Source organism: Pseudarthrobacter sp. NPDC080039 (assembly GCF_040702335.1).
Taxonomy (GTDB): domain Bacteria; phylum Actinomycetota; class Actinomycetes; order Actinomycetales; family Micrococcaceae; genus Arthrobacter; species Arthrobacter enclensis_A.
Map to the genome: position 1 here is coordinate 1 of NZ_JBFBKY010000034.1, position 25,184 is coordinate 25,184.

Genomic DNA, 25,184 nt, shown 5'->3' on the forward strand with positions numbered 1-25,184 from the left:
TGATTTCGGCCAAGAGGGCCCGTCCTTTCAAGGGTAAAACCGCAGGTCAACCCTAGTTAGAGACCGGCCCCTTACACACTCTATGAAACACGCTCGCTCACGCCGGCCGTTGCGGTAAATAGAGCGAGAATGAGAAGGGGTGCGATGCGACGAAACCAGGACATCTGATACTCCCGGACACTAAGCACAACCAATATTTAAAGGACTGCGGAGTCTTGCACGCGCGGCCGGAACATAAAAAGCCAGCCCAACGAAAGTCTATTTCACGCTGGGCGAACAAGCCACAGACTGCGCGTCGGGTCGTAGAAGAACTCGTTTTAACCCCGCTGGCGCCAAGAAATGGAACGGCCCACCAGGTAAGTTCCCCAAGCGCAGCGACGCGCAAACCTTGCAGCACCGGCTCATCCAGGATGCGTCCATCCAGGACGCACGAGAATCCGGCCGGGCCAGTCGCAGTCGCTGACAAGGACCTCAAAGGCTAACATTCACACCACGCTGATAACGTCTCTGATCTCTTCACCAACACGTTGAAATGACCGGCTCCACTAAACCTTTTGAGCGTGCCTTTCTGGACATCGCCGACGTGAACCGGACACTGACTGCGATGTTCTGGCGCTCGAACTGCCGCCAAAAACCCTCCGAAAAGCACGCAGGAAAAAGCCTCTTTTCCGGCTTTCCCCCACCTGTTTGAAAAGGCCGATAACCGGGGTTTTGTAATGCTGGGGGAGAACGGAAGGGCAGGGTGCCGAGGTAGCTTTGCCAGTGGACGGTCGGAGGGGATGGAGCCGGGAACGGGCCGCTTTGTCGTGACCGTGATCGGACAAAGGAAGTTGCTGGCGGCCAGCGGAAGGACAACGATGAGGAGCCTCCTTCCTCACGGTGGGGTCAGATCCATTCCTTCTTTTTGAAGGTGAGGTAGAGCGCGGCTGAGGCGATGATGATCAGGCCCAGGGAGAGGGTGAGGCCCAGTGGCGCCTGGAAGCCGAGAAAGGGGACGTTCTGGCCGAAAAAGCCGGTGACGGCTGTGGGCACGGCGATGATTGCTGCCCAGCTGGTCACTTTTTTCATGACCAGGTTCATCTTGTTGCCCTGGATGCTGATGTGGGTTTCAAGGATTGTGGTGACCAGGTCACGCAGGGATTCAGTCCATTCAGAGACGCGCAGGACATGGTCGTAGACGTCCTGCAGGAATGGCTGCATGTCGGTGTTGAGGATTTCAAGGTCGCGCCTGAGGAGCGTGTTGAGGACTTCGTGCATCGGCAGCACGGCGCGGCGGAGCTGGACGAGGGATTTTCGGAGTTCGAAGGACCGGCGCTGCAGGTCATGGTCCGGGGCTGCATCATCGAACAAGACGTCTTCGAGGGCGTCGATGCGGGCATCGAGTTCCTGGACGGTGTCGAAGTGCCCGTCCACAATCAGGTCCAGCAGCCCCCAGAGCAGAAACGAGGTACCGTACCGGGTCAGGTCAGGTTCGGCGTCCCAGTGCGCGGTCAGTTGCCTGGGGTCCATGTCAGGCCCGTGCACGGTCACCAAGGCACGTTTGGTGATGAAAGCCTTGATCTCTGACACTTTCAGTTCGTTGGAGTCACTGCCGAGCTCCGCGTGGTAGGCGGCGAGGAAGAGGTGTGTGGGATACCGGTCCAGCTTCGGCCGCTGGTGCTCATGGACGGAATCCTCCACGGCCAGCCGGTGCAGGCCGAGTACCTTTTCGATCCCTGCCAGGTCGTCAGCCGTCGGGGAGGTGTAATCGACCCAGACCGTGACGCCTGCCTGCCGGATAAGGTCATCCAGCTCATCGAGGGCAACATCCTCGCGTTCAAGGTCACCGTTGCGGTAAAGCCGGGTCAGCACCATGGGGTCATGGTAGGCCACGGACCCTGACGGAGCCTGTAGCCGCTTGGCTGCTGCTGCCAGGGGAGGCACCGTGCGGCAGGACATGAACCCGTCGGCTGGGCCGGCAGCCTCTCTCTCTCTCTCTCTCTCTCTCGGGCGGAGGGAAGGCTGCCGGCAGGGACGCTACCGGGCGGCCTGTTGTGTTTAAGGCTGGGTGGGTCGTTGGGCGATTTTGAAGGCAGCGCCGGTGGGGTCCGTCAGGGTTGCCATCCGGCCGAAGGGCGTGTCTTCCGGGGCGTGGATGACGGTGCCTCCGAGGGATTCAGCGGTGGCGACCGCGGCGTCGGCATCATCCACCCCGAAGTAGATCTGCCAGTTTGAAGGCACCGATTCGGGTAGGTAGGAGGACGCGTCCATGATGCCGGCCCGGGATTCGACTCCGGATCCGAGAGTGGTGTAGCGGAACTCTTCGGTGTCGCTCATAACGGAGGTATTCCAGCCGAAGGCGTCCTGGTAGAACTTCACCGATGGCTCGTACGCCCGGGTGTGCAGTTCGTGCCAGAACGGGGCGCCGTGTTCGCCCGCAAGTTGGAACCCGGTGTGTCCGCCGAACTGCCAGGCACCGATAACTGCACCGCCGGCGTCGGCGAAGAGAGCCATGTGGCCCTGCTCCGGTACTTCCATAGCGGGCATCAGGATCTGACCGCCGGCCGCCACGGCCGCGTTCTGGGTCGCGTGGATATCGTCCACGCGCAGATACGTGGTCCACGCGTCGGGCTGGCCGGCGCCGGGCTCATTCTGCATCATCCCTGCCACCGGAGCGCCCTTGGCAAAGGCCATCACGTATCCGCCGTAGGTTTCCTCGTCACCAGTTTCGTAGGCCCAGCCGAACAGACTGGAATAGAACGCGCGCGACGTCTCGATGTCGGAGCTGGTCAGGTCTACCCAGCAAGGATCACCAGGAGCGATGGTTGGCTTAGGCACGTAAGGTCCTTTTGGTAAGAGGTATCAGGCATTTGTAACTCTAATCCGTAGGCCTCGGCCCGGGGCGGCCAAGCATGGGGGAGTGTTCGTCCGGCGGCGGCTTCGTCATTGGCGGCCACCCGGGCCGGAGCTGCCTGGAACGGTATCCACATGTCAGGGCGGTACTGGCTCGCCGCCCGCCCGTTCCCGATTTGTAAGGCCGCTGTCTCTCCGCGGACGGGTTGTTTTCGTTTAGCCGATGCCCGTTTCCTGGAGCTCCTGTCGCAATCGGGCGGGTCGTCCGGACAGGCGTCGTTCGAGGTTTCGTGCCAGGTGGGAGATCAGGATGTTGGTGGCTACGTAGACCGCCGCGATGATCAGGTATGTCTGGATGAGGTGGTTTGTGTAGGCGGTGAGATTGTTGGAGGTTTTCATCAGTTCCGGATAGCTGACGGCGTACCCCAGGGTGGTGTCTTTGAGCAGCACCACCAGCTGCGCCACCATCGACGGGACGACGATCCTGACCGCTTGGGGGAGGACGATGGTGCGCATGAGCTGATGTTGGGTCAGGCCCAGGCTCAGGCCTGCCTCGCTTTGGCCGGCGGGTAGGGCTTTGATCCCGGCGCGGAAGATCTCGGCCATCACAGCCGAGCTGGACAGGGTGATGGGGACAACGAGCTTCCAATAGATATCCGGGTTGATCCCGTATTGGGGAAGGCCGCTGACAAAGATGTAGACCACCAGGAGCAGTGGGACGGAGCGGAAGAATTCGATCCACCCGGTGGACAGGCGGCGAAGTCGTGTGCGGGTGGAGAGCCTGCCGAGGGCAAGGACCAGTCCGAGGGGCAGGGCGAGAACCGCGGACATGGCTGCTGCGGTCAGGGTGTTGCCCAGCCCGGCGAGTAGGAAGAGCAGGTAGGGTCCTTGCGTGAATTCGGCCCAGCGGTCGGCGGCAAGCTGGCCGGCCTGGCCAAAGCGCAGCAGCACTTCCGCCGCGGCGGCGGTGATGCCGGCGAGGCTGAGCACTGTGATGATGCGGATCCTGCGCCGCGCCCTTGGGCCTGCCGCGTCGAAGAGACTGTCTTGGGTGCTCATGGCGGGAAGCCTTTCATCGCTGAACCTGTAGTCGGTGTTCCAGCCGTGCTCCCAGGCCACCTGCCAACAGGGAGATCGTCACATAGGCCACGGCGGCCAACAAGTACGTGGTCAGCCCCAGCGCGGCTTCATTATTGATCTCCGAAACTTGGAGGGTGAGGTCCTTCACGCCTATCACGCCGGCGAGGGATGAGCTGAGCAGGATGCCGATGAACACGTTAACCACGGGCTGGACCACGCTGCGGAATGCCTGGGGAAACAGCACGTACCGGAGCACTCCGAAGAAGTCCAGGCCGATGGAGCGGGCGGCCTCAACCTGTCCCACGGATACTGCGTTGATGCCCGTCCGGATGGCCTCGCAGGTGAAAGCGGCCCCGAGCAGGATCATGGAAATCGCTGCGCAACTGAATAGATCGAAGGTGACACCGATATCGGGAAGGCCGAAGGTCACCAGCACCAAGAGACTGATCAGCGGGATGTTGACGAACAGCTCCACGTACAGCCGTCCCAACGCGCGCAAGGGGAGAATGGGGCTGACCCGGCATGCAGCGATTAGGGTACCGAGGATGAGCGAACCGATAAAAGCGGTGGCGGTCAGGCGCGCCGTCGTCCAGAGTCCGGCCAGAAGATCATTCAGGTAGGTCGTTAACAACTGATCCATGGAGGCCGGCTTCAGGCGCCGATCGCTGGGGGCTTTGGCGGGTCCGTTTTGATTACCTGGCCTACCGTGGCCTTCCACAGTGCATCCCAGGACCCGTCGGACTCCACAATCTTCAACCACGCGTTCACGAACGCCAGCGCGTCCGTGCCCTTGTGCAGCCCGATGCCGTACTTATCGCTGTTGCCGAACGTCTCACCGACGATTTTTACGTCCTTGTTCTTCGCCGCATCGGATAACAGGATGGATTGGTCGATCACGTAAGCCTGCACCCGGCCCTGCTGTACCGCGGCAAGGCACTTGGGGTTGTCATCAAAGGTCTGAACGTCGGCCTGCGGGGCCACCTCCTTAAGGAGGGTGACGCCGGTGGAGGCGCTTTGAGTTGCAACGGTTTTTCCCGCGAGGTCAGCCACGGATTTGATGGAGGTGTTGTCCGCCTTGACCAGGATGGCCGACTTTGACTCATAGTAGGGGCCGCCGAAATCCACTTTCTCGGCACGCTTGGCTGTGATGGAGTAGGTGGCAAAGATGACGTCGACGGAGTTGTTTTGCAGCAGCGTCTCGCGCGTGTCCACGGTGACCTGGGTAAGGTTCTCTTTGGGCTCGCCGATGATGTATTTAGCCAGCAGCTGGGACAGGCCGGCGTCGAATCCGGCCACTTTGCCCGTGGCCGGATCCCGCAGCGAAAAGAGGGTCGACGTATCGGTGCCTCCACGCACCAACTGCCCTTTAGCCTTGATAGCCTTAGCCCAAGGACTCCCCTGGATTACCGAATCGGCGGCAACTGCCCCCTTTGCCAGGACGGCGTCGTATGCGGCCAGATCGATGACAGATCCGCCGGCCGCCCCGCTGGACGCGCCGGAACCGGACGGCACCGGCAGCGAGGGTGTGCCGCCACACCCGGCAAGAGCCCCGGCCCCCAGTGTTCCCAGCCCAAGGCCAAGCGCCGCGCGCCGGCTCAAGAGCATTGCCGGAACGCGTTCAAAATCTGACATGAGTTCGTCCTCTCGTGGCAGGGACACCCGTCCGATCACGGTTGTGGGTTCCAACCTATGACCGATCCCTTCCAAAAGTCGCGAACGCCACAAAAAACGGCTCCAGATCGTAATAGGCGGGCATTGTCGTGGGCGCCGGTGGACGGTTTTTCAGGACCGATAACACATATTTTTTTCGATAAGGCAAAGCCGACGGCTTACTGCAATGTCCAAGGGATATAGCGAGCGTGCCGCGTGAATGGTAGCCGACGGCCCTGCGTTCATTGGGGTTACGCGCAACGTTTTACAGGAGGTCGCGAGTACTTATCGGCTAATTGCGACGTGCCATGCGGTACCACGTGCAATATGCTCCACCAGTCGGGCGCCAATGCAGTTGCAGTGTAAGGTGGTCGGCTTCTCGAAGCGTTGTGCTTGTAGTGGGGAAGTGAAAACGTTCAGTTCATTACCCGCGTCGCGTTGTTGAACACCGGACGAAGCGGCCTCTGGTGCGTGGGCGTCCTCCACGATTCTGTTTGTGTTCATGTTCTGCTCCCTTTTTCGTAAGGTCTGACCACAAGGCTGGGACAGCCGGGGTGGTGTCCATTTGTGGATTGAATCGTTCCTCATGCCGTCGGGGGACGTGCGCCGCGGTGACCATTCGAGGACCTTGATACACCTCGCACGCTCCCCTTGGTTAAGGAAGAAAAAATGGGTAAGAACACGATCACGGACCGGCGGATGCGGAAAAGCATCGCGATCCCGGCTGCGGCGGTCGCCGTCGTCATGGCCGGTGGCGCCGCATACGCTGCGACGCAGACTGGTTGGGGGGATGCGCTGATCGGGCGCCAGGCGGACGGGTCGGTCCTGACCGCGACCAACCAGAAGATCACCCCGGCCGGTACGGCGGTGGAACAGAGCGGCCGGCCGATGAGCATGGCCGTGGCCCCGGACGGCAAGACGGCCGTGAACCAGACGTGGGACGGCAGCGGACAGTTCACCGTCACGGACCTGGTCGACCACAAGGACATCCAGCAACTCTCCCCGGCAGCCGCTGAGGGTTCAACCTCTTACGGCGGCCTGCTGTACTCCCAGGACGGCAAAACCCTTTGGGCTGCACACACCAAGGGCCTCATCAAATTCACCGTCGCCGCAGACGGCTCACTGTCCAACCCTGTCGGAGTGGCCCTGCCCGGCGCAAACGGGAAGGACCCGATCCCGGCAGGGCTCGCCTTCACGCCCGACGGTAAGCAGATACTTGCCACGCTCAACGGCACGAACATGCTCGCGGTCCTGGACGCGGACACTGGTGCTCTGATCCGTCAGGTCCCGGTCGGGAACGCGCCCCGGGACGTCGTGGTCGAGGACGGCCACGCGTTCGTCGCCAACCAGGGCGGCCGGGTCGCCCAGCCCGGGGATAAAACCAACACCTCCTACGGGACGAACATCGTGACCAATAACGAGGACGGGTCTCCTTCCACGGGGAGTGTCTCGGAAGTTGATCCGGCCACAGGCGCCGTGATCCGCAGCTACGACACTGGACTGGCGCCCTCGGCGCTGCTGGTCCACGGCGATAACGTCTTCGTCGCGAACTCCAACTCCGACACCGTCTCCGTCATCGACGCCAAGACCGGCAAGGTCGGGCAGACCATCAACGTCAACCCTCTCCCGGGCGCCCCGGCCAGCAGCTCACCAAGCTCACTCACGATGCTTGACGACACCCACCTCGCCGTCGCCCTCGGCCAGGCCAATGCCGTCGCCGTGTACGAGGTTAAGGACCAGAGCACCCCGGCGTCATTCCAGGGCCTGATCCCCACCGGCTGGTACCCCGGCACCGTGCAGTTCGACAAGCCGCTCGGCGAGCTCGTGGTCGCCGCGCAGAAGGGCGAGGGTTCCCTCGGCTCCCCGGCCGCCAACGGGGGGCGCACCGTGTACTCGGATGTGGGCCTGGTCAGCACCATCCCGACCCCGACCCCGGAGCAGCTGCCGGAGATGACCAAGCAGGTCTGGGCCAACAATCAGTGGGATCAGGCCCTGGCCGATTTGAAGAAAAACCCGGACCAGGGCAAGGCCCCGGTCGCAATCCCGCGCCGTGACGGTGACCCCTCCCAGATTAAGCACGTGTTCATGATCGTGAAGGAAAACCGCACCTACGACCAGGTCCTGGGAGATGACAAGCGCGGCAACGGTGACCCCGCGCTGGCCCAGTTCGGCGGCACCACCACCCCGAACCACCACGCCTTGGCCTCCGCGGCCGGTCCGCTGCTCGATAACACGTACTCCTCCGGGACCATGTCCGCGGACGGGCACCAGTGGCTTACCCAGGCGACGGTGGATGAATACCTCACCCGCTCGATCGGTAACTACGATCGGAGCTACCCGTACAACGGCGGCGATGCCATGGCCTACAGCGCCACCGGGTTCCTCTGGGACAACGCCGCCCGCCACGGCGTCAGCGCCAAAGACTGGGGCGAGTACACCAACAAGTGGACCGATGCCGCCGGCAAGGACGACGCCAACACCTGGTCCCAGTGGTACCAGAACACTAAAGGCCAGGAAGCCGGCCACGCCGCCACGATCCCGGCGGACCAATACCACGCCTCGACAGATGTGCCGTCCCTAGCGAAAATTCTGAACCCGCAGTTCCCCGGTTTCCAACTCCAGGTCCCGGACCAGTACCGTGCTGATGTGTTCCTGAAGGACCTGAAGCAGGCCGAAACGGAGAACAACCTGCCCCAGCTGAACGTGATGACGCTCCCGACCGACCACACCGCCGGCACGGACCCCTCCAAGCCCACCCCTTCGGCGATGGTCGCGGACAACGACCTTGCCGTGGGCAGGATCATTGACGGCATCTCCCGCTCCAAGTACGGGAAAGACTCAGCCGTGTTCGTGATGGAAGATGACAGCCAGGCCGGTGTCGACCACGTCGACGGACACCGGCAACCGGCGCTGGTCTGGAGCCCGTACGCCAAGAAGGGTGCCGTGGTGGACACCTACTACACCCAGCTGAACATCGTGCGGACCATCGAGCAGATCCTTGCCCTGCCCCCGATGACGCAGATGGACCTCGCCGCAGAGCCCATGTTCGATGCCTTCACCGACAAGGCCGACACCACCCCCTACACCGCGGTGCCGAATCAGATCCCGCTCGACACCCTCAACGGAACGCCCGCAGCCGCCGCGCCGGCAGCCGCGCAGCCGGCCGCCCAGGCCTGGGCGGACTGGTCCAAGAAACAGGACTGGAAAGGCCCGGACCGGGCCAACTCTGCCCAACTGAACCACGCCGACTGGTATGGAGCGCACAACTTCACCCAGCCCTACCCCGGTGAAGACAAAATCCTCACCCCCGACGAAGTCGGACCAGGAAACGCCCAGGCACCCGCCGAAGCCTCCACCACCGACACCGACGGCTAAACACCCAAACACGGACTGGTAGGTACACAGGGCCCTGGTGTCCCGTATGGGAGGTCGGGGCCCTGGTGTTCCTGCGGAGAGGGGAGCGGGCTGCTTGGGTTCCTCCAGAAAGCATCGGGCCCTCAGCACTACGGGGTCGACGGTCAGTGCGGTTAGGCGTCACACGGTTTCCTGAAATAACCAAGACCGACGTCAGGATTTTTCTCGCGTGACCAGTTCGGCGGCCCGTTCCGGTGCGAGGGTCTTTTTCCTCCCTTTGTAGGCGGCGCTTTGCTTTGCCAGGGCGGTGCCTTCCCTTTGGCGTTCCGTGATGAGGGAGCGTTCGAATTCGGCGAAGGCACCCATTACCGAGAGTATGAGGTTGGCCATGGGGGAGTCCTCACCGGTAAAGACCAGGCTCTCCTTGACGAACTCACCTGCACGCCCTTGCGCGTGAGGCCCTGGACGAGGGCACGCAGGTCATCGAGGGTGCGGGCGAGCCGGTCCAAGGTGTGCACGACGACGGTGTCCCCGTTGCGGGAGAACCGCAGCAGTTCCGTGAGTTGCGGCCTGGCGGTGTCCCTGCCCGAGGCTTTGTCCGTGAAGACTCGGTCCAGAATCTGGCCGTCGAGTTGGCGTTTCTCGTTCTGGTCCAGAGTGCTCACCCGTACGTACGCGATCCGCTGCCCGGCCATTCTGCGGCTCCAGCCCTTACTCTGTCAGGTTGAGTTCCAGGCCTGTCCCAGAAGAGAGTCATGTGGCCGGCGAAGGTCTTTCATGGCCGGAACGCCCTCCTTTGGGAGCCAGCTTCAACCTTCGCTGGCCAGGAGAACGTGGGTCGCCGCGGGGTCGGTGTTCTGTCTGGTTGTGAGTGGTTATGAATGCAATGCTGCGCGGGCGAAGGCTTGCCCTGCTGCTTTGACCGTGTTGGCTTTGAGTTCTAAGAGGTCATCGAAGACGCCGAGGTTCAGCAGAACCTCGTGGGCGTCGACGAGGAGCGCTTGGACGGTGGTCGGTTCCAGTTCGGCGCCCGTGTGGCTGCGCCAGCCGAGCGCACCGAGGCCGAAGGAGACGGCTTCAAGGCAGCGAACCCAACTGGTTCGTTTCCCTGCCGCGATTTCGAGCAGGAGTAACAGCGCCGCGTCGCGCTCGGAGTCGTGACGGTGTCGGTGGGCGATGGATCGTGCCAGGAAATGCCACAGGCCTGCCGGGTCATCGAGCAGCCGCTTGGCGGCGGATGTGAGGACGAGCCGGTCTTTGATTTTGCGGATCAGGCCGATGCGTTGAGCGCTTTCGCGCAGCTGAAGGACGGGCAGTGTCTGGTCCTCGCGGTTGGCTTTGCCGATCCAGTCCTTGGCCAAGCCGAGTTCTGTCATTGCCTCGCGAACAACGGCCGGTGGCAGCCAGCCGGCAGCGGTGAGAGATAGACCGTCAGGCCCGATGCGGCGGGTGAGCCAGCGATAGGGGGCTGTCATCGCCTCGGCGGCCTCTGCTTCGACCGTTGCGGGGCCGTCGAGGCCGGCGGCGCGCAGGTAGGAACGGAATTCGCGTCGAAGGCCGGGAGGAATCTGGTTCGTGAGCTCGTGGGTCAGTGACTGCCTTCCGGAGCCGTGTACGTCGACAGAAGAGGCAGGCAATAGCAGGGTGAGCTCGTTATTCACGGCATTGATATCCAGTTGTTCTTAACCAGGCGCATCAAGTGATCGTGGTCCTGTCCATTCTCCAGCCACGGGGCCAGGGCAGGTTTACGGCCGATGGCCTTCCCGATGACTTCCAGTCCGAATGCGTGGAAGGTGCGGGCGGCGACCTGGTCACCGTCGAGGTCCAGGGGGTGCAGGCGGTTCTTAATCCGTTGTTTGAGTTCTTCGGCGGCGTCTTTGTTGAAGGCCAGCAGCAGGATTTTCTCCGCCGGTACAAGGTTTCGGTGCAGGGCGTAGGCGGTTTTGGCGACCATGGTGGAGGTCTTCCCGGAACCGGCGGAGGCGATGACCTGCACGCGGTTGTCGAAACAGATCACGGCGTGGGCCTGCTCCCGGGTCAAGGGAGAACGCTCAACCCGGTCAAACAAGTCAGCACAGGATTCCAGCTCGGAACTCATGTGATCCGCGTTCAACCCTGCAATGTACTGTTCGAGGTCAGTGCTCCATAACCGGATTGCCTTCTGGGCAGTGTTGTCGAGAGCGGCAACGTGGCCGGCAAGGAGCGGTTCGCGCAGGAGCTTCCCGAGCCTTTCTCCGGGTTTCGTTTCTTCCCACCGCAGGCGAAAGTCCCGGCTAAGCCATCGCCGTCCCGCCGCAGAGGGAAGGGCTGCATCGAAGAACCCTGCCGCCCAGGCCTTCACCTCAGCGACCCCCAGCAGCAGTTCGATAGCGCTCCCGAGTTCACGGGCGGATCGGGAGGGAATACCGCGCAGCACGATGCTTCGCCCCTCGCACGGCACCACGAGCGTGGACCACAACACGCCTGGCAGCACTATCGGCGATGTCAGTGCCTCCATGCCGACAGCAAATGAGGTTCCGTCGGCGCGGACAGTCAGACCGTCATCACCAAGGGTGAGCTGCCAACTGCCAGAACCGGTGACAAGCTTCCCGAATCTCGACGGTCCCCACGTCGTCAACATCCGCTCCGCCCTCCCGGTAGTGTCGTTGCTGGTCCAGCTGAGTAGAGAAGAACCGGGTTACAAGGAGCAGCAGCTGGGCCAACAAATATCAAAAAGCGTCCGCCGCCAAGTATGGCAGCGCCATGGCACCTACCTGGCCGGGTAGTAAGCAGGATGTCGGTGGCGGCCGCCGTCGACAAGGACGTCACGAGGATTTGAACCGCGAAGCTACCGACTCCCGAACCGCGGCGACATCGACGTCTCCGCCAGTGTCTTCTGTAAGCAGTTTCGCCAGCCTTTTCGGCCAGACAATGTGGGTGCCACGCGTCGTGAAAGCACCCCCGATCAGGGGCCAGTCAGCATCAACGAAACACAGCGCCCCGGTGACCGGCACATCCCCGACGAGCTCGCGTATGTGTCCGACCTGTTTGAGTACTCCATCGATCAGTTTCGTGCAGTCCCGCCGGCCTACGAGGAGCATCTCGACGCGTGGTCGGATGATGCCGCCCTCGATCTTCATCTCGGGTCGCCCCTTGTACCGCTTGGCGTCGATCACCCAGATTCCACCGCGAGTGATGGCGATGTGGTCGATGTTCGCCTTCGAGCCAGGGATACGTCGGTCGTGGAGAACTGCGATGTCATCGGTGGCCAGGGCATCCAGCCGGGCGCCCAGGCGTTCCTCACCGACCGCGCCTCGATCCCACGCTTTGGTGCTTTGCCGCTCGTCAGCGAGGGCCACTGCTACGCCACCGAAACGGCCCCACTTCTCACGGAGCCTTGCCTCATCCTTGGCCTTGCGGCGCTCATATTCACGTCGTGCGGACGACCCGGCTACTCCGGAATCATCAGAACGTCGTTCCACATCGGGAGGCATGGCGTTCGTATCCTCGGTGGCGCACTCCAAACAGCGGACGGTCTTGGTCTCGCTCTCATAGACCGCTTCTGTTCCCTGCGGAAGAGGGGACCCACACGCCCTGCAAACCCCCGCGTACCGAAGTCTCATCTTTTTCATGAGGAGGCGCGGTGGATCACTGGAACGAATCGCCAGGTCAGCTTGTAGATCACGGCCGTCAGACCGCAAATACTCTTTGCCACAGCGACGGATTGCTAACGGACGGCCCAGTCATGGCCGCAGCTTTGGCATATAGCTCTCTTCTGTGTCTTGAACTTTATTTTTTCAGTGCCCTTTGATTTTTTCCAAACCAGGTTCGACACCCCTAGAGTTGAAAGTGCTGTCAAGCCGCGCGCGGCATTGTTCACATTTCCGCCAAGGCCGGTTCCGTGCTTTCGAGTGCCTCCCCCCGACTGCAGCATCTCGACAGTGACATTGTCGCTTGTGCACTTGACGCTATTCATTTGTAGGACTCCTCGGGACTAGGTTGATTTTCGCCGGAACAAGTCCCATTGGCGATGGATAAGGGTACTTTACGACAAAAGTACTTTAGTAGAGCCCGCGAACGATCCGATGAAGAACCGATGAGTATTTCCGCAGATTTATTCAAGGTTTTGGTCAAGATCCTCGCCGGTAAATGCAAGGTGTTAGGAGGAAGTCCTGCGCCGCGGAACTTTACGGAGGTGGTTCATTGGAAGCCCAAGGCCACGCGGACGCTGCGGGCGGGCAATACGCCCTCCATTGCTCTAATGAGTCCTTTTTGCGAGGTGAGAGACACGGAGCACGTGCGGGAATGACTGCGTTCTGCGCGCCAAAATCCGGGAATCCGTTCGATTGCATACTGGACCATTCCTTCGCCGTAGGACCGGGAAGGGAACTGCAGTTACGAGAGAATTTCGAGGGCGAGTCTTTGTGCGAGGGCCTGCTCGGACGTCGTTCATATCGACGCGCTGGCCTGACCATAGCGTCTGAGACTAATTCCGATCGCGCCGGCGGGCCAGTGTGCCAGGCAATGGTGGAGCCTTTTTATTGCCGTCGGATCTCAATGTCGGAGTGGTTCTTCTCGACCCAGTCGGCCATCCGGTTGCCCCGCAGCGCTATGAACTTCAACGAAGCTTCCCGCAGCATGATGTACTCGTCTTTCGTGACCGGGACGCCGGGACGCGTGAAGACCCTGTCCTCATTCTCCTCGAGAAAGAAAGCGATCTTCCCCTCCGGCGTCACGAGGTCCTGGAAGTGGAAGAACTCCACGAACTGCGTGAACGTGCCGAAGAGTTCGAAAAAGTCCGCGTAGTTAGTGGCGACATCGGCGAGGGGACTCCCTGGCTCCTCGGCGTAGTGGCGTCGGACGCATTCCAGAGTTAGGTCCATCCGGTCCGCAATCCGAATTCGCATTCCCCTGGCGGTGTTCAGGGTGGGTAGATGTATCGTCCTGACAGGCCAGATCATGGCGCTACCGATCGTGTACGGCGGGTTGAAATAGCGGCGCTTCTGCTCCTCACTCAACTCGGCCTTAGCCTCAACCAAGGCCTTAGGCCTGCCCCACCTGGTGTAGGAGTTCGTGATGGCGTCACTGCCGACCGTGAACCACGTGTCCGGCGTCTGTTTGAAGATCAGGTAGTTTTTCCGACGCACCTTGGGATCTTCCGGGACCTCTAGGTCGAACAGCTGCCCATCGGATAGCTCCTTCTTCCAGAGCAGCTGATGGTCAGCTTTGAGCCGCGGGCAATGGGAATCCGGGTCCTTTCCTGGCGGCGTGGTGTCGAGCAGGTAGTCGAAGGCGATGTCGAAGACGCGCATGGAAGGAAGTCTATGTACCCAACTATTGCAAAGTGGGGAATCTGCAGTGAAATTATGAACCTTTAGTTTCCAGACCCTGGGAGGCAGTTGTTGCCTCAATGGAGGAGCGTGAAGAAGGGATGTCAAAAACGACCGTTTCTGACTTGCGACCAGCCTGCTTCCCAAAAAGGTCGAAAAAGTGTGAATTTCGGCGATAAGTGGCAGCGCTAATTGGCGCATGAGCTCAGCCCGCAAAGACTGGACGGTCTGGGTCCTCCTCTGTCCGGCACGTGCCGTAAGGCTTAGAGTCTGAGGACGAAGAATTGGGGGATTCATCATGAACAACGTGGCTAGCCAGGACAGAATGAGCACGGCATCCGGTCCTCGATCGGCCGCATCCATCCTGATTGCTGTTGCAGGGCCCATACTGGTCGTCCTCCTGGCCGGCTACATCACCATGCAGTTGCAACTGGCAGAAGCCCACGGCTACTTGGGTTTCAACGACAGGTTCGTCAGCGTCGAAGGTGACTGGCCGCGGTACGTGTGGAGAGCGCTTCTCATCGCTCTCGCCGCGGCAGCAGTTCTGGTTTACCGGGTGGCAGTGCGCAGCACCGCAGCCCGTCTCATCACACTTGGGATATTGGTATTGGTGGCCCTGCTCGCCATCCCGATGGCGTCCGGCCTCAACTCAACCGGATGAGCACTATCCGTTGATGACTTATATTGCGGTCGAGGGCGCGAAGTCACCTCTGGATTTAGCCCTGATCGGTGCGCTTGTTGCTGATTTCATTGCTACCCGCCGGAGGTTTTCTGGGCATCCCCGGGTCCAAGTGCAGTCCTCAACTTTGGCGCAGTCGGCGACGTTCGAGCCATTCACGGGCGGAATGGCCGTGGAGGTGAGCCCTTCCCGGTCGCGGATTTCCTTGCGGGCTGAACTCATGCGCCAAATAGCGCCGCCAGAACGCCACCACTTATCGCCGAAAGTCACGCGCCGGGGAGTGGCCCGCATGGTTCTGTCCCGGTTCCAGGAAAGTGAGACGAGGTTGTGGCGACAGCTTCGCCCGGTCACTCGATCGGCATGCCTGCCCAGTTGTGCGGGGTCCAGTCGACGGGATAGCCGCACTCCTCCATCGAGAGGAGGACCGGGCCGGAATCGTGGGGCGACCAGAAGGTAAACCACACACTGGGGTCGGTGGTGACGATCTCGACCTCCCAGATGATGGGCGGGATCAGGCGTCGCCGGCGCTTGGAGAAGACCTCTTTGACCTCGCTCCGCGGCACTATCCAAGGGCCGATGCGGAACAGGTTCAGGCCGCGGCCGTGGAACTCGAGCTGCTCCGGGGTGACGACGAAGCGGAGCGAGGGAGTGCCGGCTTGAAACCGGTAGTTGCTGTAGCCCCCGCCGATGAACTCGTATCGCAGTCCCCGAGCGAAGATGCCGTTATCGGTGTCCTCCACGGAGGTCAGCCTAGGCTCTATTCTTGCCTGCCATAAGGGGCTGCGCCTGGCAGACGGCGGCCCCGGGTAGCGCCCGTGCCGCCTCACACATAGGGTCCAGGACGGTGTTCCGGCTCTAAGGAACTGGGACACCCCGCATAGCTCTTCTGATCACCTTGACGGTAGCGGGCCTCAAAATTGGCGTGGCCTGACCTGGAGCCGTTCGCGGGGACCCCCTGGCGTGCTGCGCCTCCACGCTCGTTGCCTCCGCGGGGCGCCGCCCGTGGAGGGTTATGCCTTGCGTGGTTTGATGATCAGGCCCATGACGGCTGCCAGGGCGAGGGCGGAGAGGATGGTCGCGGACCAGAACCCCGCGCGGCCTCCGGTCAGGAAGTCGCCCGGGACGGCGAAGGCGGCGTAGGTTGAAGCCACGATCGCCAGTCCGACGGCGCCGCCAAGCTGCTGCATCGTCTGGAAGAGCCCGGAGGCGGATCCGGCGTGCTCGGGTTCGACGTTGCGAAGCGCGAGCGTCGTGAGCGGCATGAAGGTCAGGCCGGCTGAGATTCCGGTCAGCAGCAGGGCCGCCATGACGACCATGAAGGGGGTGTCCGGACCCAGCTGGGTGAGCGGCAGGAAGCCGACGACGCGAAGGGCGGCGCCGAGGATGACGAGGCGTACGGCTCCGAAGCGCTCGACCAGTCGGGGGACGATCCGGGACATCGCGAAGATGCTCAGGGGCATCGGCAGGAAGACCAGTCCGGTCACCAGCGGGCTGAGGCGCAGATCGCCTTGGAGGTACTGGACCATGAGAAAGAACATCGCCAGCATTCCGGCATAAGTGGCGGCCATCGCTGCCAGCGCCGCGACCCGGCTCGGACTGCGGAGCAGTTGCGGGCGGAGCAGGGGGTGGGCGACTCTCCGCTCGGTGAAGGTCAGGATAGCGATCAGTATCGCCCCGACCGCAAGGCCGCAGATCGTGCGCGGACTGGACCAGCCGGCGTCGCCCGCCTGAATGAGGGCCCACACGAGGGCGACGGCGCCGCCTGTCGCGGTCACCGCCCCGACGAGGTCGAATCGGCCGGGGCGCCGCGGTGTCTCGGTGACAAGGCGGGGCACCGCAAGAAGGACCACGACGCCGATGGGCACGTTGATGAATAGGGTCCACCGCCAGCTTGTCAGGTCGGTGAGCAGGCCGCCGAGAATGAGTCCGAGCGCGCCTCCCATCGAGGCGATGGCGGAGAACAGAGCGAGGGCCCTGTTGCGCGCACCTTCGTCCCGCGCGCTGGTTGTGATCAGGGCGAGTACGCTCGGGGCGGCGAACGCGGCGCCGAGTCCTTGGAGTGCGCGGGCAATGACGAGCAGAAGGGGCGAGGTGGCCAGCCCCCCGAGCAGGGAGAAGACAGTGAAGGCGCCGACTCCTACGAGGAAGGTCCGACGCCGGCCGAAGACGTCCCCGATCCGTCCGCCGAGCAGCAGGAGGCCGCCGAAGGCGAGGGAGTAGCCATTCAGCACCCAGCTCAGTTCGGCACGGGAGAAGTGGAGGTCGGTGGCGATGTGGGGGAGCGCGACGTTAACTACCGTCGCATCGAGGACAAGCATGAGTTGGGCAAGCATGACCAGCCAGAGGCCGATGCTGCCAACCCGGGATTCAGCCGGCGCGATGCCTGCAGGCGCGCCAGTGACGGTGGTGGAAGTCATTGGAATGGTGTCCTGTTCTAGCCGAAGGGCTGACGTACACTAAGAGGAGAGGTGCTCCGCTTAGAACTATACGGAGACACTCTCCGTTTGGCAATAGTGGTTTGAGAGGTGTGTTTCTGTGCGTGCTGACGCTCAACGTAACCGCGACCGGATCGTGGAGGTTGCGCGCGAGCTTTTTCGCGCGAGAGGCTTCGACGCCGTATCCATGGACGAGGTCGCCAAAGGTGCCGGAGTAGGCCCTGGCACGCTCTACCGGCACTTCCCGACCAAAGAGTCCTTGTACGATGCAATCATCGAGGCCTGGTCAGAGAAGGTTAACGGCGCAGTCGACCGGGCCCTTGCCCTCGAAGCCCCGGCGCGGGTTCGGCTATTGGCATGGCTGTCCGACTACACCGCGATGCTGACCGAACATAAGGGGGCGGCAGCTCGGATCACTGCGGCGCTCGGCGACCCTGGATCCCCGTTCGCAGCGAAGTGCCAGACGTACCTCGGCGCCAACCAGCGCCTGATTGAAGGGATGGACTCGGCCCTGCGTCCAGGCGCGAACGCCATGCAGATCAGCCGGCTGGTGGGCGGCGTCGCTGCGGTCGCAGATAACAGCGAGCTTCCCGCGGACTCGGTGACAGCAATGCTCGCAGTTATCGCCGACGGACTGCTCGCCTCCGTAAACGCCTAACTGCCGAAAGGAATGGCCCACTTCTCAGGCGGCGGCGACGGCACCGAGGTCCTTGGCAACGCTCATTTTGGTGAGTATGTAGAAGACGCCACGACGAACGACAGAAAACAACCCCCTTTGCACCCCTCCCGCGCATATCTTGAAGAACCGATAACGGAGGTTCTTTGGCTACCTTTATGGTTCGGTCGGTGGTGAGGCCGTCTAACGTGGTGCTCCATGGAGGCCTGCCATCCGAGGATTTCGCGTGGTCGCTGGTTGAGTTCGGTGGCGACAACACAGAGAGGTGTCCGCCCTATGAACGCCGAGGTCTGTTCCTTTAGGAAGTACTGGCGGCATTGGAGTGGTCCCACTGCATGCCGTCGGTGTTCTCGTTTGATCCGCGTTGCCAAGGTCTTCCGGGGTCGTAGAAGTACACGAAGGTCCCACGCGTGATTTCGCGGTACACCAGCCAATGCCAAATTCCAGGCAAGGCTCACGTTCCGGCGGCAGCGGGGACTGACGCATCAGTTCGCCGGTATTGATATAGATTCGCCAACACCAGGACCGCCCGGCTTCGGTGTTGAGGCCCGTTTAACCAGTCCAAAAGGCCGCTTTCCATACGTCGGATCAGAACGGGACCTGATCGAAGAACAGCGCTTTTTGACAACGAGCGTTCGGCGCCAGGCCGCCTGGACACATGTTGGTGAAGCTGTGATCGATTCCCCGATCGTCCGTGCTCCGTGGTGCGGTATGGCCGGTGGGATGTACCGCATTAATGCCAGCGGCGGCTCCCCAGGACCGTCACAGCGGCGGTGATGGCGATGCCGAGGCTGATTGGGACGCTGAAATGGATCTGGAGCAGGAGTACTCCGATGGCGGCCCCGGCGAACATAGCGAGGACAGCGCCCAGCCGTCGGTTGAGTATCCGGGGCCGTTGCTTGCCCACAAGTGACTCTCCGGCGAGGGAAGTCATGGTGGAAGTAATGACCACTGTGGTCATGTCTCGTACGCCCAAATGCCGCGCAATCAGGGCCTGGGAGCCCATGTGCATGGCGATAACGGCGGCAATAATGACACCAATGGACTGCCGGCTGACGTCTTCCACGATGAGAGAGATGGCGGCGGTTCCCGTCAATGCGATACAACCCGCTGTGAGAAGGAGCGTGACCCTGCGGTTCCAGCCTTTCGGGCTTGACTGAAGCGTAGATCCGGCGACCGCCGCGCCGAGGAGAAAGGCGCCTAGTGCTACCAGTGGGCCCAAAGTTGGCAGGTTCGCCGCCCCTGCCAACGACATCGCAAGAATCACCACGTTGCCGGTCATGTTTCCGGTGAAGACGTGATCAAGTCCAAGGTATCCGACCGCGTCAACCACACCTGTAACGAGCGTGAGGGCCATCATGAGCATCAGTCGGAACTTTTCCGGAGACGCATTTTCTTGCGGGGTAGAGGCGGTTTTGGTACCTGAGCTGGCTACGGCTGATGTCATGGTTTAAGGGATCCTTCATCGTGAGGGGTGGTCTCTATGACCACCCCCTCGGACATGCTTGTTGGTGGTTTTAGATGGGCTGGGTGGCAGTTCCGGCGATGCCGTCGCTCCGGGGATCTGCGCCGGTGACCAGGGCGTTATCGTAGCGTCGACGGTATTCATGGAATGGCCGACAAGGTCGTCCCATCCCTTGCCGTTCAGTACTTGAACGTTGTCTCGCCCAACTGGACTAGGGTGTCATCGTCAATCAGGCCCTCGGCAAGGATGTGCTCGTTGACCGTCTGTGCGTCCATGCCGCCAACCACGACGCGCGGACGGCGGGAGCTATCCTCCCGCCGTCGCCGTTCGGCTTGCCGCCTCGCATTGTCGGCGCGGCGCTCAGCCTTAAAGCTTGGAATGCTCGCCCAGACGGTGCCACGAACGGTTGTGGTAGACCAGAGCGTCGCCGGGTTCGCCCGCTTGGAGGTCACGCATCACGCGGAACTCCAGGGCGTGAACGGCGATGATTGTGGAAGTCCCCACCTCCATGCGATCGATGACGGCGCAGCGCACCCAGGCGCGGACATCGTCATACACCGCTTCGCCGGTTGCAAGGGCCGACCAGCGGTGCGTCTGGTCAAAGCGGTCGGCGCCAGGGGTCGCTCCAAACTTCGCCAAGCCGACGTCGTGCGCGTCCAGCAGGTGCACGACGACGGTTTCGGCGCGGGAAAGCACCTCGGACGCAGAGGACAGTGCCGAGACCGAGAAAATCAGTAATGGAGGTTCGGCACTCACTGACACGACTGACGATACCGTCAGCGCTACCGGTCCTTCGCCGGCATCCGCCGTGATGACGGCGACACCTCCCGGGTGCCCACGGAACAGTGCTTTGAATTCGTCGGCCGAGAGGGAAGACGGGAAGCTTTGCTTCGGAGCCTCGAGCCAAGTATCTGCGGGGTAGGCGTGAAACATCCTTATGACACCCTGGGGGCGGAGGGGGCGAGTTCCTGGCGAATGATGTTTGTCCCTGCGCTGAGAGCACTCAGCTTGGCCAGTGCGACGTCCCGGGGGAACGGTGCCATGCCGCAGTTAGAGCTGGGGATGAGCTTGTCCGCATCGACGAACTGCAGGGCCTGGCGGAGGGTGTTGGCGACGTCCTCCGGGGTCTCGATGGTCTCGCTTGCGACGTCGATAGCCCCCAGCATGACTTTCTTGCCGCGGAGGAGCTCGATGAGGTCCATGGGCACGTGGGAGTTCTGGGATTCCAGCGAGATGATGTCGATGCTGGAGCTCTGCAGCAGCGGGAACGTTTCCTCGTACTGCCGCCACTGAGAGCCGAGCGTCGCCTTCCAGTCATTATTCGCCTTGATCCCGTAGCCGTAGCAGATATGCACGGCGGTCTCCGCACGCAGCCCTTCGGCCGCTCTCTCCAGCGCAGCCACGCCCCAGTCCTTGACCTCATCGAGGAAGACATTGAACGCGGGCTCGTCGAACTGGATGATGTCAACGCCGGCCGCCTCGAGTTCTTTCGCTTCCTGGTTCAGGATTGTGGCGAACTCCCAGGCCAGCTTCTCGCGGCTCTTGTAGTGGTCGTCGTAGAGCGTGTCCACCATCGTCATTGGGCCGGGAAGGGTCCATTTGATCGGCTTGTCGGTGGTTGCGCGGAGGAATTTTGCGTCGTCGACGAAGACCGGCCGTTCGCGGCGCACCGGTCCGACGACGGTCGGTACGCTCGCGTCGTAGCGGTCGCGGATGCGCACGGTCTTGCGCTGTTCAAAATCGACCCCGCTGAGATGCTCGATGAAGGTCGTGACGAAGTGCTGCCGGGTTTGCTCGCCGTCGCTGACGATGTCGATGCCGCGCCGGCTCTGCTCGTGGATGGCGATGCGCAGCGCGTCCTGCTTACCCTCAAGCAGTGCATCCCCCTCCAGCTTCCACGGGGACCAAAGAGTCTCCGGCTGTGCGAGCCACGATGGTTTCGGCAGGCTTCCGACAAGGGTGGTGGGCAAAAGTGTGTTCATGATGGGCGATTCTCCGTGGGTCAGTTGACGAGAGCGGGGTAGTTGGCGGTCCACTGGTCCAACAGATCCTTGTGGGGCGTGATGAAGTGTTCCTCCGTGTACTTCGCCTGCGTGATCGCGAGCTGACCGCGCTCGACGCGGTCGTAGGCGATCTGGGTCCGCGAGTAATCCTGCTCTCCCAGGCTCGGCTGGTAGACGACGGCGGCGGCGGAGTTCGCGTTGTAAATCTCGGGGCGGTAGATCTTCTGGAACGTCTCCATGGTGCTGATGGTGCCGATGAGCTGCAGGTTGGAGTAGTCATTGAGCAGGTCGCCGCGGAAATAGAAGGCGAGGGGAGCCACGCTGCCGCGGGGCATGAAGTAGCGCACCTGCAGCCCCATCTTTGCGAAGTACGCATCCGTCAGCGAGAACCCGTCCTGCTGGTACTCGACGCCCAGGACCGGGTGATGGTTTCCGGTTCGCCGGTACGTCTTGCTCGTGGAGACGCTGATGCAGACCACTGGCGGTTGCGGGAAGCGTTCCCGGCATACCGGGGAATCGAGGAAGTGCTGGAACAGCTTGCCGTGAAGGTCGCCGAAGTCCTCGGGTACCGTGGGCTTGCCTGAGTCAGCTGCTGCCGCCGGCAGTAGGACGCTGAAGTCGAAGTCCCGGACGTAGGAGGAGAAGTTGTTGCCGACAATCCCTTGGTGGCGGACCCCGTTCAGCAGGTCGACGATCTGGATGTCGAGAACCTCGAACAGTGGGAACTGCTGATCCTTACCGTCCGCGGTGAGCTGTATCTGCACGGAAACGATCTCAAGATCGAGCGTGTAGCGGTCCCGGTCCGGGTTGTCCCAGTCTGCGAGATCGTTGAAGCGGCGCCGAATCATGGTCAAGGCGTTGCGGAGGTTCTCCTGGCGGTGCTCGCCCCGTGCCAGGTTGGCGAAGTTCGTCGTGATCCGGGAGCCTTCCGACGGGGAGTAGTCCTCGTCGAAGGGGGTGGTGGTAATGCTGAAGGTGAAATCGTCGGCCATGCGCTGCCAATCTTGGAGATGGGCCGGAGACGGCCTTTCAAAAGGGACGTGTCCATGGTGCAGCCTTTCAAGGGGTATCAAGTAACTAGGCGCTACTATGCATCCATATAGAATTTGCCTATGGCCCAGATTTCGAGTGGACTGACCCTGCAGCAGCTCCGCTACTTCATAGAAGTTGCAGCCGAGGGGTCGATCTCCGCGGCTGCCGATCTTCTCTACGTGGCGCAGCCGACAATGTCCGCAGCGATGAAGGACCTTGAGGCACGGGTGGGCCGTGCACTCCTGGTTCGCTCCGCCCGCGGGGTCACCCTCACCGCCGATGGTGCAGAGTTCCTCGGCTACGCGAGGCAGGTCGTCGAGCAGTTCGCCCTCCTCGAGCAGCGCTATCTTGGCAGGCCACCGATGCGACGTCTGCTCGGAGTGTCCACGCAGCACTACTCGTTCGCGGTGGACGCCTTCGTCCGGATGGTCAAGGCCACCGAGGTGGCCGAATACGAGTTCTCGCTGCGTGAGTCCCGCACATGGGACATCATCGAGGATGTCCGGACGCTCCGCAGCGAGATAGGCATCCTCTACCGGAACGATTTCAACCGGAAGGTCATCGACAAGCTGCTCCGCGAATCCGGGCTCGCGTTCACTCCGCTATTCCTAGCCGACCCGCACATTTTCATTTCACGGAACAACCCGCTCGCCTCAAAAGAGCGAGCGACTCTGGACGATCTCGCCGGATTGCCGCGGCTAACCTTCGATCAAGGCGCGAACAACTCCTTTTACTTCGCCGAGGAGATTCTCTCCACCTTGTCCAGTAAGCAGGAGATCCGGGTCTCTGACCGTGCGGCAATCTTCAACCTCATGATCGGGCTTCACGGCTACACGATCTCGACGGGCATCATCAGCGGGCAGCTCGACCCGGAAATCGTCGCCATCCCGCTCGACGTTGACGAACGCATCGAGATCGGCTGGATCGGCCACGCTGCGATTCCGCTCACCGACCAGGCGCAGCGCTACCTCAGGGAATTGCGGGCCGTCGTCGCTGGGTTCGGCGTAGCGTTGCTCGACTGACTGCAGTCGAGTGAGCGGGTCTTTGCCCCTCAGTGATTGAGCCCGAGGTCCGCGGCGTGTCCGCTGATGATGCGGGCCAGGTCGATGTCGCGACTGGTGATCCCGCCAACGTCGTGGCTTGAGAGCGTGACGCCGACCGTTGAATAGGTGAGCGTGAGGTCGGGGTGGTGGTTTACCTCCTCGGCGGAGGCGCCGATGCGGTTCACGAGCTCCAGCCCGGTGGAGAACTTCCGGGTCCTGAAGGTGGCAGTGAGGGCTTCGCTGGTCAGGCGCCAGCCCGTGAGCCCGGCCTCGGCGAGTTCGGCGGAGGACAGCTTCCGCTGGGGATCAGTCATAGCGCCATCATGACTCCGGAGGGTCGCCGTGGGCTACCCCTGAAGGCGCCACGCCCCCCAGGGTGATGGCCTGTCGGCACCTGCGGGTAGGGAATGCGAGGAATGGCGCTGTCACTGCGTGATCGGTGGTGAGAGGCCCCGGTCATGATGCCAGGCAAAACTAAGAGCTAGTCTGATGGCGATGTAATCGTGTGGGGTCGTGTTTGGCGTGGCGGCCTTGGCGTCCTGACTTCGCCCTGGTCCTTGAGTTGGTTCGTCGCACTGGTAGGGGAGCAGTTGCGGGTGAAGTGGCCGGAGTACAACTGGGAGGTGGGCCGGGTTCGGAAATTTCGTCCGGCTGAAGGAGCAGTCATTTGCGGGGAAGTTACGTTCCCGAGGCCGGCGCGGATGCGCGCTGTTGCACAGACGACCCGCCCAGCTATCATCGGGCCGTTCAGAAGGGCTACCCCGCGGTCCGAGTAGATGGGTGTCCGGCTGCCGCTTTCAGAACGGCGGGTGGCGGTGATCGGGGCCCAAGAATTCGCCCAGAAGACGACGGGCAAGTCCGAGAATTGGCCCAACGGAGGTGTGGACAATGTCCACACTTTCCGTCTCGGACTGCCTCATAATGCCATTGGACTGCTCCGTTTACCGCATGTTTTCGCGGGATCCCTCTGTCTTCAGGGTAGGGAATGTAGTTCGAGTCCCACCTCGGGCACGACGTTTCCGTAGGTCAGAGGCTTTTTGTCTTTGACTATTGACAAAGCTTGACTTTCTCGCCCAGTAATGATTTCGAACAGCTACCTGGGCACCAAAGGTGCAGACCTGGTGTTCGGCCAGTCGCAGAGTCTCCAGCTGTTTTTATGTCCCGCCCACAAACGAGGCGTTCGTGGGTTTACGCAATGCTGCTGTTCCTGGCGTGGGTTCCTCCGGGCGGGAATACCCATCCGCCCACCGGCGACTCCCGGGCTCCTGACCTGAGTGCCCTCCACCGCCTTGCAGATCAGGGGAGTCCCTGAGCAAGTCCTTTTCTGATGGGCGCGCCGCCCCTGGTGGCTTGCCCTGTGAGCCCCTTTTTAAAGGGTATTGTCAGGGGTTTGCGGCAGCGGTAGCCTTTGACCGCTGGGTCACATATTTGGTAACAGCTCCTGATCCTGGATCAGGAAGGGCGGGGCCAGTGTAGGTTCTGCCCTTGGATGAGGACGCTTGAATGCGCAGACTTGTTCGCCGCTTCACCGGGGGGGTGTCAAGTTTTCTGTGTAAGGGACCGGTCGGTTGTCCGGTCTGCCGGTTTGTCAGATCGGGAGTCGGTTGGGGAATTGAACGGCGAAAG

Annotated in this window: 21 protein-coding genes and 1 pseudogene; 5 read left to right on the top strand and 17 right to left on the bottom strand. The window is 62.0% G+C overall.

Annotated elements, in window-relative coordinates:
* Positions 1-885 precede the first annotated feature (885 nt).
* The 5 genes from AB0313_RS20265 to AB0313_RS20285 all read right to left on the bottom strand — a co-directional run bounded on the left by AB0313_RS20265 (position 886) and on the right by AB0313_RS20285 (position 5,544).
* The gene (locus AB0313_RS20265) at positions 886-1,872 is read right to left on the bottom strand and encodes a magnesium transporter CorA family protein (protein ID WP_366307918.1); all 987 of its coding nucleotides are present in this window, start codon (positions 1,870-1,872) and stop codon (positions 886-888) included.
* 165 nt (positions 1,873-2,037) lie between these two features.
* A complete protein-coding gene (locus AB0313_RS20270; RefSeq protein ID WP_366307920.1) occupies positions 2,038-2,817 on the bottom strand; it encodes a VOC family protein in 780 nt (259 codons plus the stop codon).
* Positions 2,818-3,048: 231 nt separating this feature from the next.
* Positions 3,049-3,891: an amino acid ABC transporter permease gene (locus tag AB0313_RS20275; RefSeq protein ID WP_366307922.1), complete on the bottom strand. Its 843-nt coding sequence runs from the start codon at positions 3,889-3,891 to the stop codon at positions 3,049-3,051.
* 13 nt (positions 3,892-3,904) lie between these two features.
* The gene (locus AB0313_RS20280) at positions 3,905-4,552 is read right to left on the bottom strand and encodes an amino acid ABC transporter permease (RefSeq protein ID WP_366307924.1); all 648 of its coding nucleotides are present in this window, start codon (positions 4,550-4,552) and stop codon (positions 3,905-3,907) included.
* A gap of 11 nt (positions 4,553-4,563) precedes the next feature.
* Complete coding sequence (locus AB0313_RS20285) at positions 4,564-5,544, bottom strand: glutamate ABC transporter substrate-binding protein (RefSeq protein ID WP_366307926.1); 981 nt, start codon at positions 5,542-5,544, stop codon at positions 4,564-4,566.
* Positions 5,545-6,231: 687 nt separating this feature from the next.
* Here AB0313_RS20285 and AB0313_RS20290 point away from each other — a divergent pair.
* Positions 6,232-8,937 (top strand): bifunctional YncE family protein/alkaline phosphatase family protein, encoded by a 2,706-nt coding sequence (locus tag AB0313_RS20290; RefSeq protein WP_366307928.1) that lies wholly within the window; start codon positions 6,232-6,234, stop codon positions 8,935-8,937.
* A 210-nt stretch (positions 8,938-9,147) separates the two neighbouring features.
* Here AB0313_RS20290 and AB0313_RS20295 read toward each other — a convergent pair.
* The 3 genes and pseudogenes from AB0313_RS20295 to AB0313_RS20305 form a co-directional block, all read right to left on the bottom strand.
* A pseudogene (locus tag AB0313_RS20295) lies at positions 9,148-9,611 on the bottom strand (recombinase family protein); the annotation flags it as partial.
* Between the two features lie 180 nt (positions 9,612-9,791).
* Positions 9,792-10,577, bottom strand: a complete 786-nt coding sequence (locus tag AB0313_RS20300) for a hypothetical protein (RefSeq protein ID WP_366307930.1) — start codon at positions 10,575-10,577, stop codon at positions 9,792-9,794.
* Positions 10,574-11,413, bottom strand: coding sequence for a UvrD-helicase domain-containing protein (locus AB0313_RS20305; protein ID WP_366307932.1), 840 nt, complete (start codon positions 11,411-11,413; stop codon positions 10,574-10,576). The genes AB0313_RS20300 and AB0313_RS20305 overlap by 4 nt, the downstream gene beginning before the upstream one ends.
* A gap of 79 nt (positions 11,414-11,492) precedes the next feature.
* Between AB0313_RS20305 and AB0313_RS20310 the strand changes: the two genes are divergently transcribed.
* Complete coding sequence (locus AB0313_RS20310; protein WP_366307934.1) at positions 11,493-11,681, top strand: hypothetical protein; 189 nt, start codon at positions 11,493-11,495, stop codon at positions 11,679-11,681.
* Positions 11,682-11,720: 39 nt separating this feature from the next.
* On the opposite strand, the gene AB0313_RS20315 is transcribed toward AB0313_RS20310, so the two are convergent.
* Positions 11,721-12,389 carry a nuclease-related domain-containing protein gene (locus tag AB0313_RS20315; RefSeq protein WP_366307936.1) on the bottom strand — a complete coding sequence of 223 codons (669 nt, stop codon included), beginning with the start codon at positions 12,387-12,389 and terminating at the stop codon, positions 11,721-11,723.
* A gap of 1,044 nt (positions 12,390-13,433) precedes the next feature.
* Positions 13,434-14,207, bottom strand: a complete 774-nt coding sequence (locus AB0313_RS20320; protein ID WP_366307938.1) for a hypothetical protein — start codon at positions 14,205-14,207, stop codon at positions 13,434-13,436.
* Between the two features lie 316 nt (positions 14,208-14,523).
* Between AB0313_RS20320 and AB0313_RS20325 the strand changes: the two genes are divergently transcribed.
* A complete protein-coding gene (locus tag AB0313_RS20325) occupies positions 14,524-14,886 on the top strand; it encodes a hypothetical protein (protein ID WP_366307940.1) in 363 nt (120 codons plus the stop codon).
* 365 nt (positions 14,887-15,251) lie between these two features.
* Here the strand turns inward: AB0313_RS20325 and AB0313_RS20330 are convergent, their stop codons facing one another.
* Both AB0313_RS20330 and AB0313_RS20335 read right to left on the bottom strand, forming a co-directional pair.
* Positions 15,252-15,644: a hypothetical protein gene (locus AB0313_RS20330; protein ID WP_366307942.1), complete on the bottom strand. Its 393-nt coding sequence runs from the start codon at positions 15,642-15,644 to the stop codon at positions 15,252-15,254.
* A 270-nt stretch (positions 15,645-15,914) separates the two neighbouring features.
* Positions 15,915-17,321, bottom strand: coding sequence for an MFS transporter (locus AB0313_RS20335; protein WP_366307944.1), 1,407 nt, complete (start codon positions 17,319-17,321; stop codon positions 15,915-15,917).
* Between the two features lie 154 nt (positions 17,322-17,475).
* Between AB0313_RS20335 and AB0313_RS20340 the strand changes: the two genes are divergently transcribed.
* Complete coding sequence (locus AB0313_RS20340; protein WP_366307958.1) at positions 17,476-17,997, top strand: helix-turn-helix domain-containing protein; 522 nt, start codon at positions 17,476-17,478, stop codon at positions 17,995-17,997.
* Positions 17,998-18,748: 751 nt separating this feature from the next.
* Here AB0313_RS20340 and AB0313_RS20345 read toward each other — a convergent pair.
* The 4 genes from AB0313_RS20345 to AB0313_RS20360 form a co-directional block, all read right to left on the bottom strand.
* Complete coding sequence (locus AB0313_RS20345) at positions 18,749-19,462, bottom strand: YoaK family protein (protein ID WP_366307946.1); 714 nt, start codon at positions 19,460-19,462, stop codon at positions 18,749-18,751.
* 384 nt (positions 19,463-19,846) lie between these two features.
* Positions 19,847-20,413 carry a flavin reductase family protein gene (locus AB0313_RS20350; RefSeq protein WP_366307948.1) on the bottom strand — a complete coding sequence of 189 codons (567 nt, stop codon included), beginning with the start codon at positions 20,411-20,413 and terminating at the stop codon, positions 19,847-19,849.
* Between the two features lie 2 nt (positions 20,414-20,415).
* Positions 20,416-21,462: a methionine synthase gene (locus AB0313_RS20355; protein WP_366307950.1), complete on the bottom strand. Its 1,047-nt coding sequence runs from the start codon at positions 21,460-21,462 to the stop codon at positions 20,416-20,418.
* A 20-nt stretch (positions 21,463-21,482) separates the two neighbouring features.
* Positions 21,483-22,475 carry a DUF1852 domain-containing protein gene (locus tag AB0313_RS20360; protein WP_366307952.1) on the bottom strand — a complete coding sequence of 331 codons (993 nt, stop codon included), beginning with the start codon at positions 22,473-22,475 and terminating at the stop codon, positions 21,483-21,485.
* A 120-nt stretch (positions 22,476-22,595) separates the two neighbouring features.
* On the opposite strand from AB0313_RS20360, the gene AB0313_RS20365 reads away from it, so the two are divergent.
* Positions 22,596-23,537, top strand: a complete 942-nt coding sequence (locus tag AB0313_RS20365) for a LysR family transcriptional regulator (protein WP_366307954.1) — start codon at positions 22,596-22,598, stop codon at positions 23,535-23,537.
* Positions 23,538-23,566: 29 nt separating this feature from the next.
* Here AB0313_RS20365 and AB0313_RS20370 read toward each other — a convergent pair whose 3' ends face one another.
* Positions 23,567-23,872, bottom strand: a complete 306-nt coding sequence (locus AB0313_RS20370) for a 4a-hydroxytetrahydrobiopterin dehydratase (protein WP_366307956.1) — start codon at positions 23,870-23,872, stop codon at positions 23,567-23,569.
* Positions 23,873-25,184 lie beyond the last annotated feature (1,312 nt).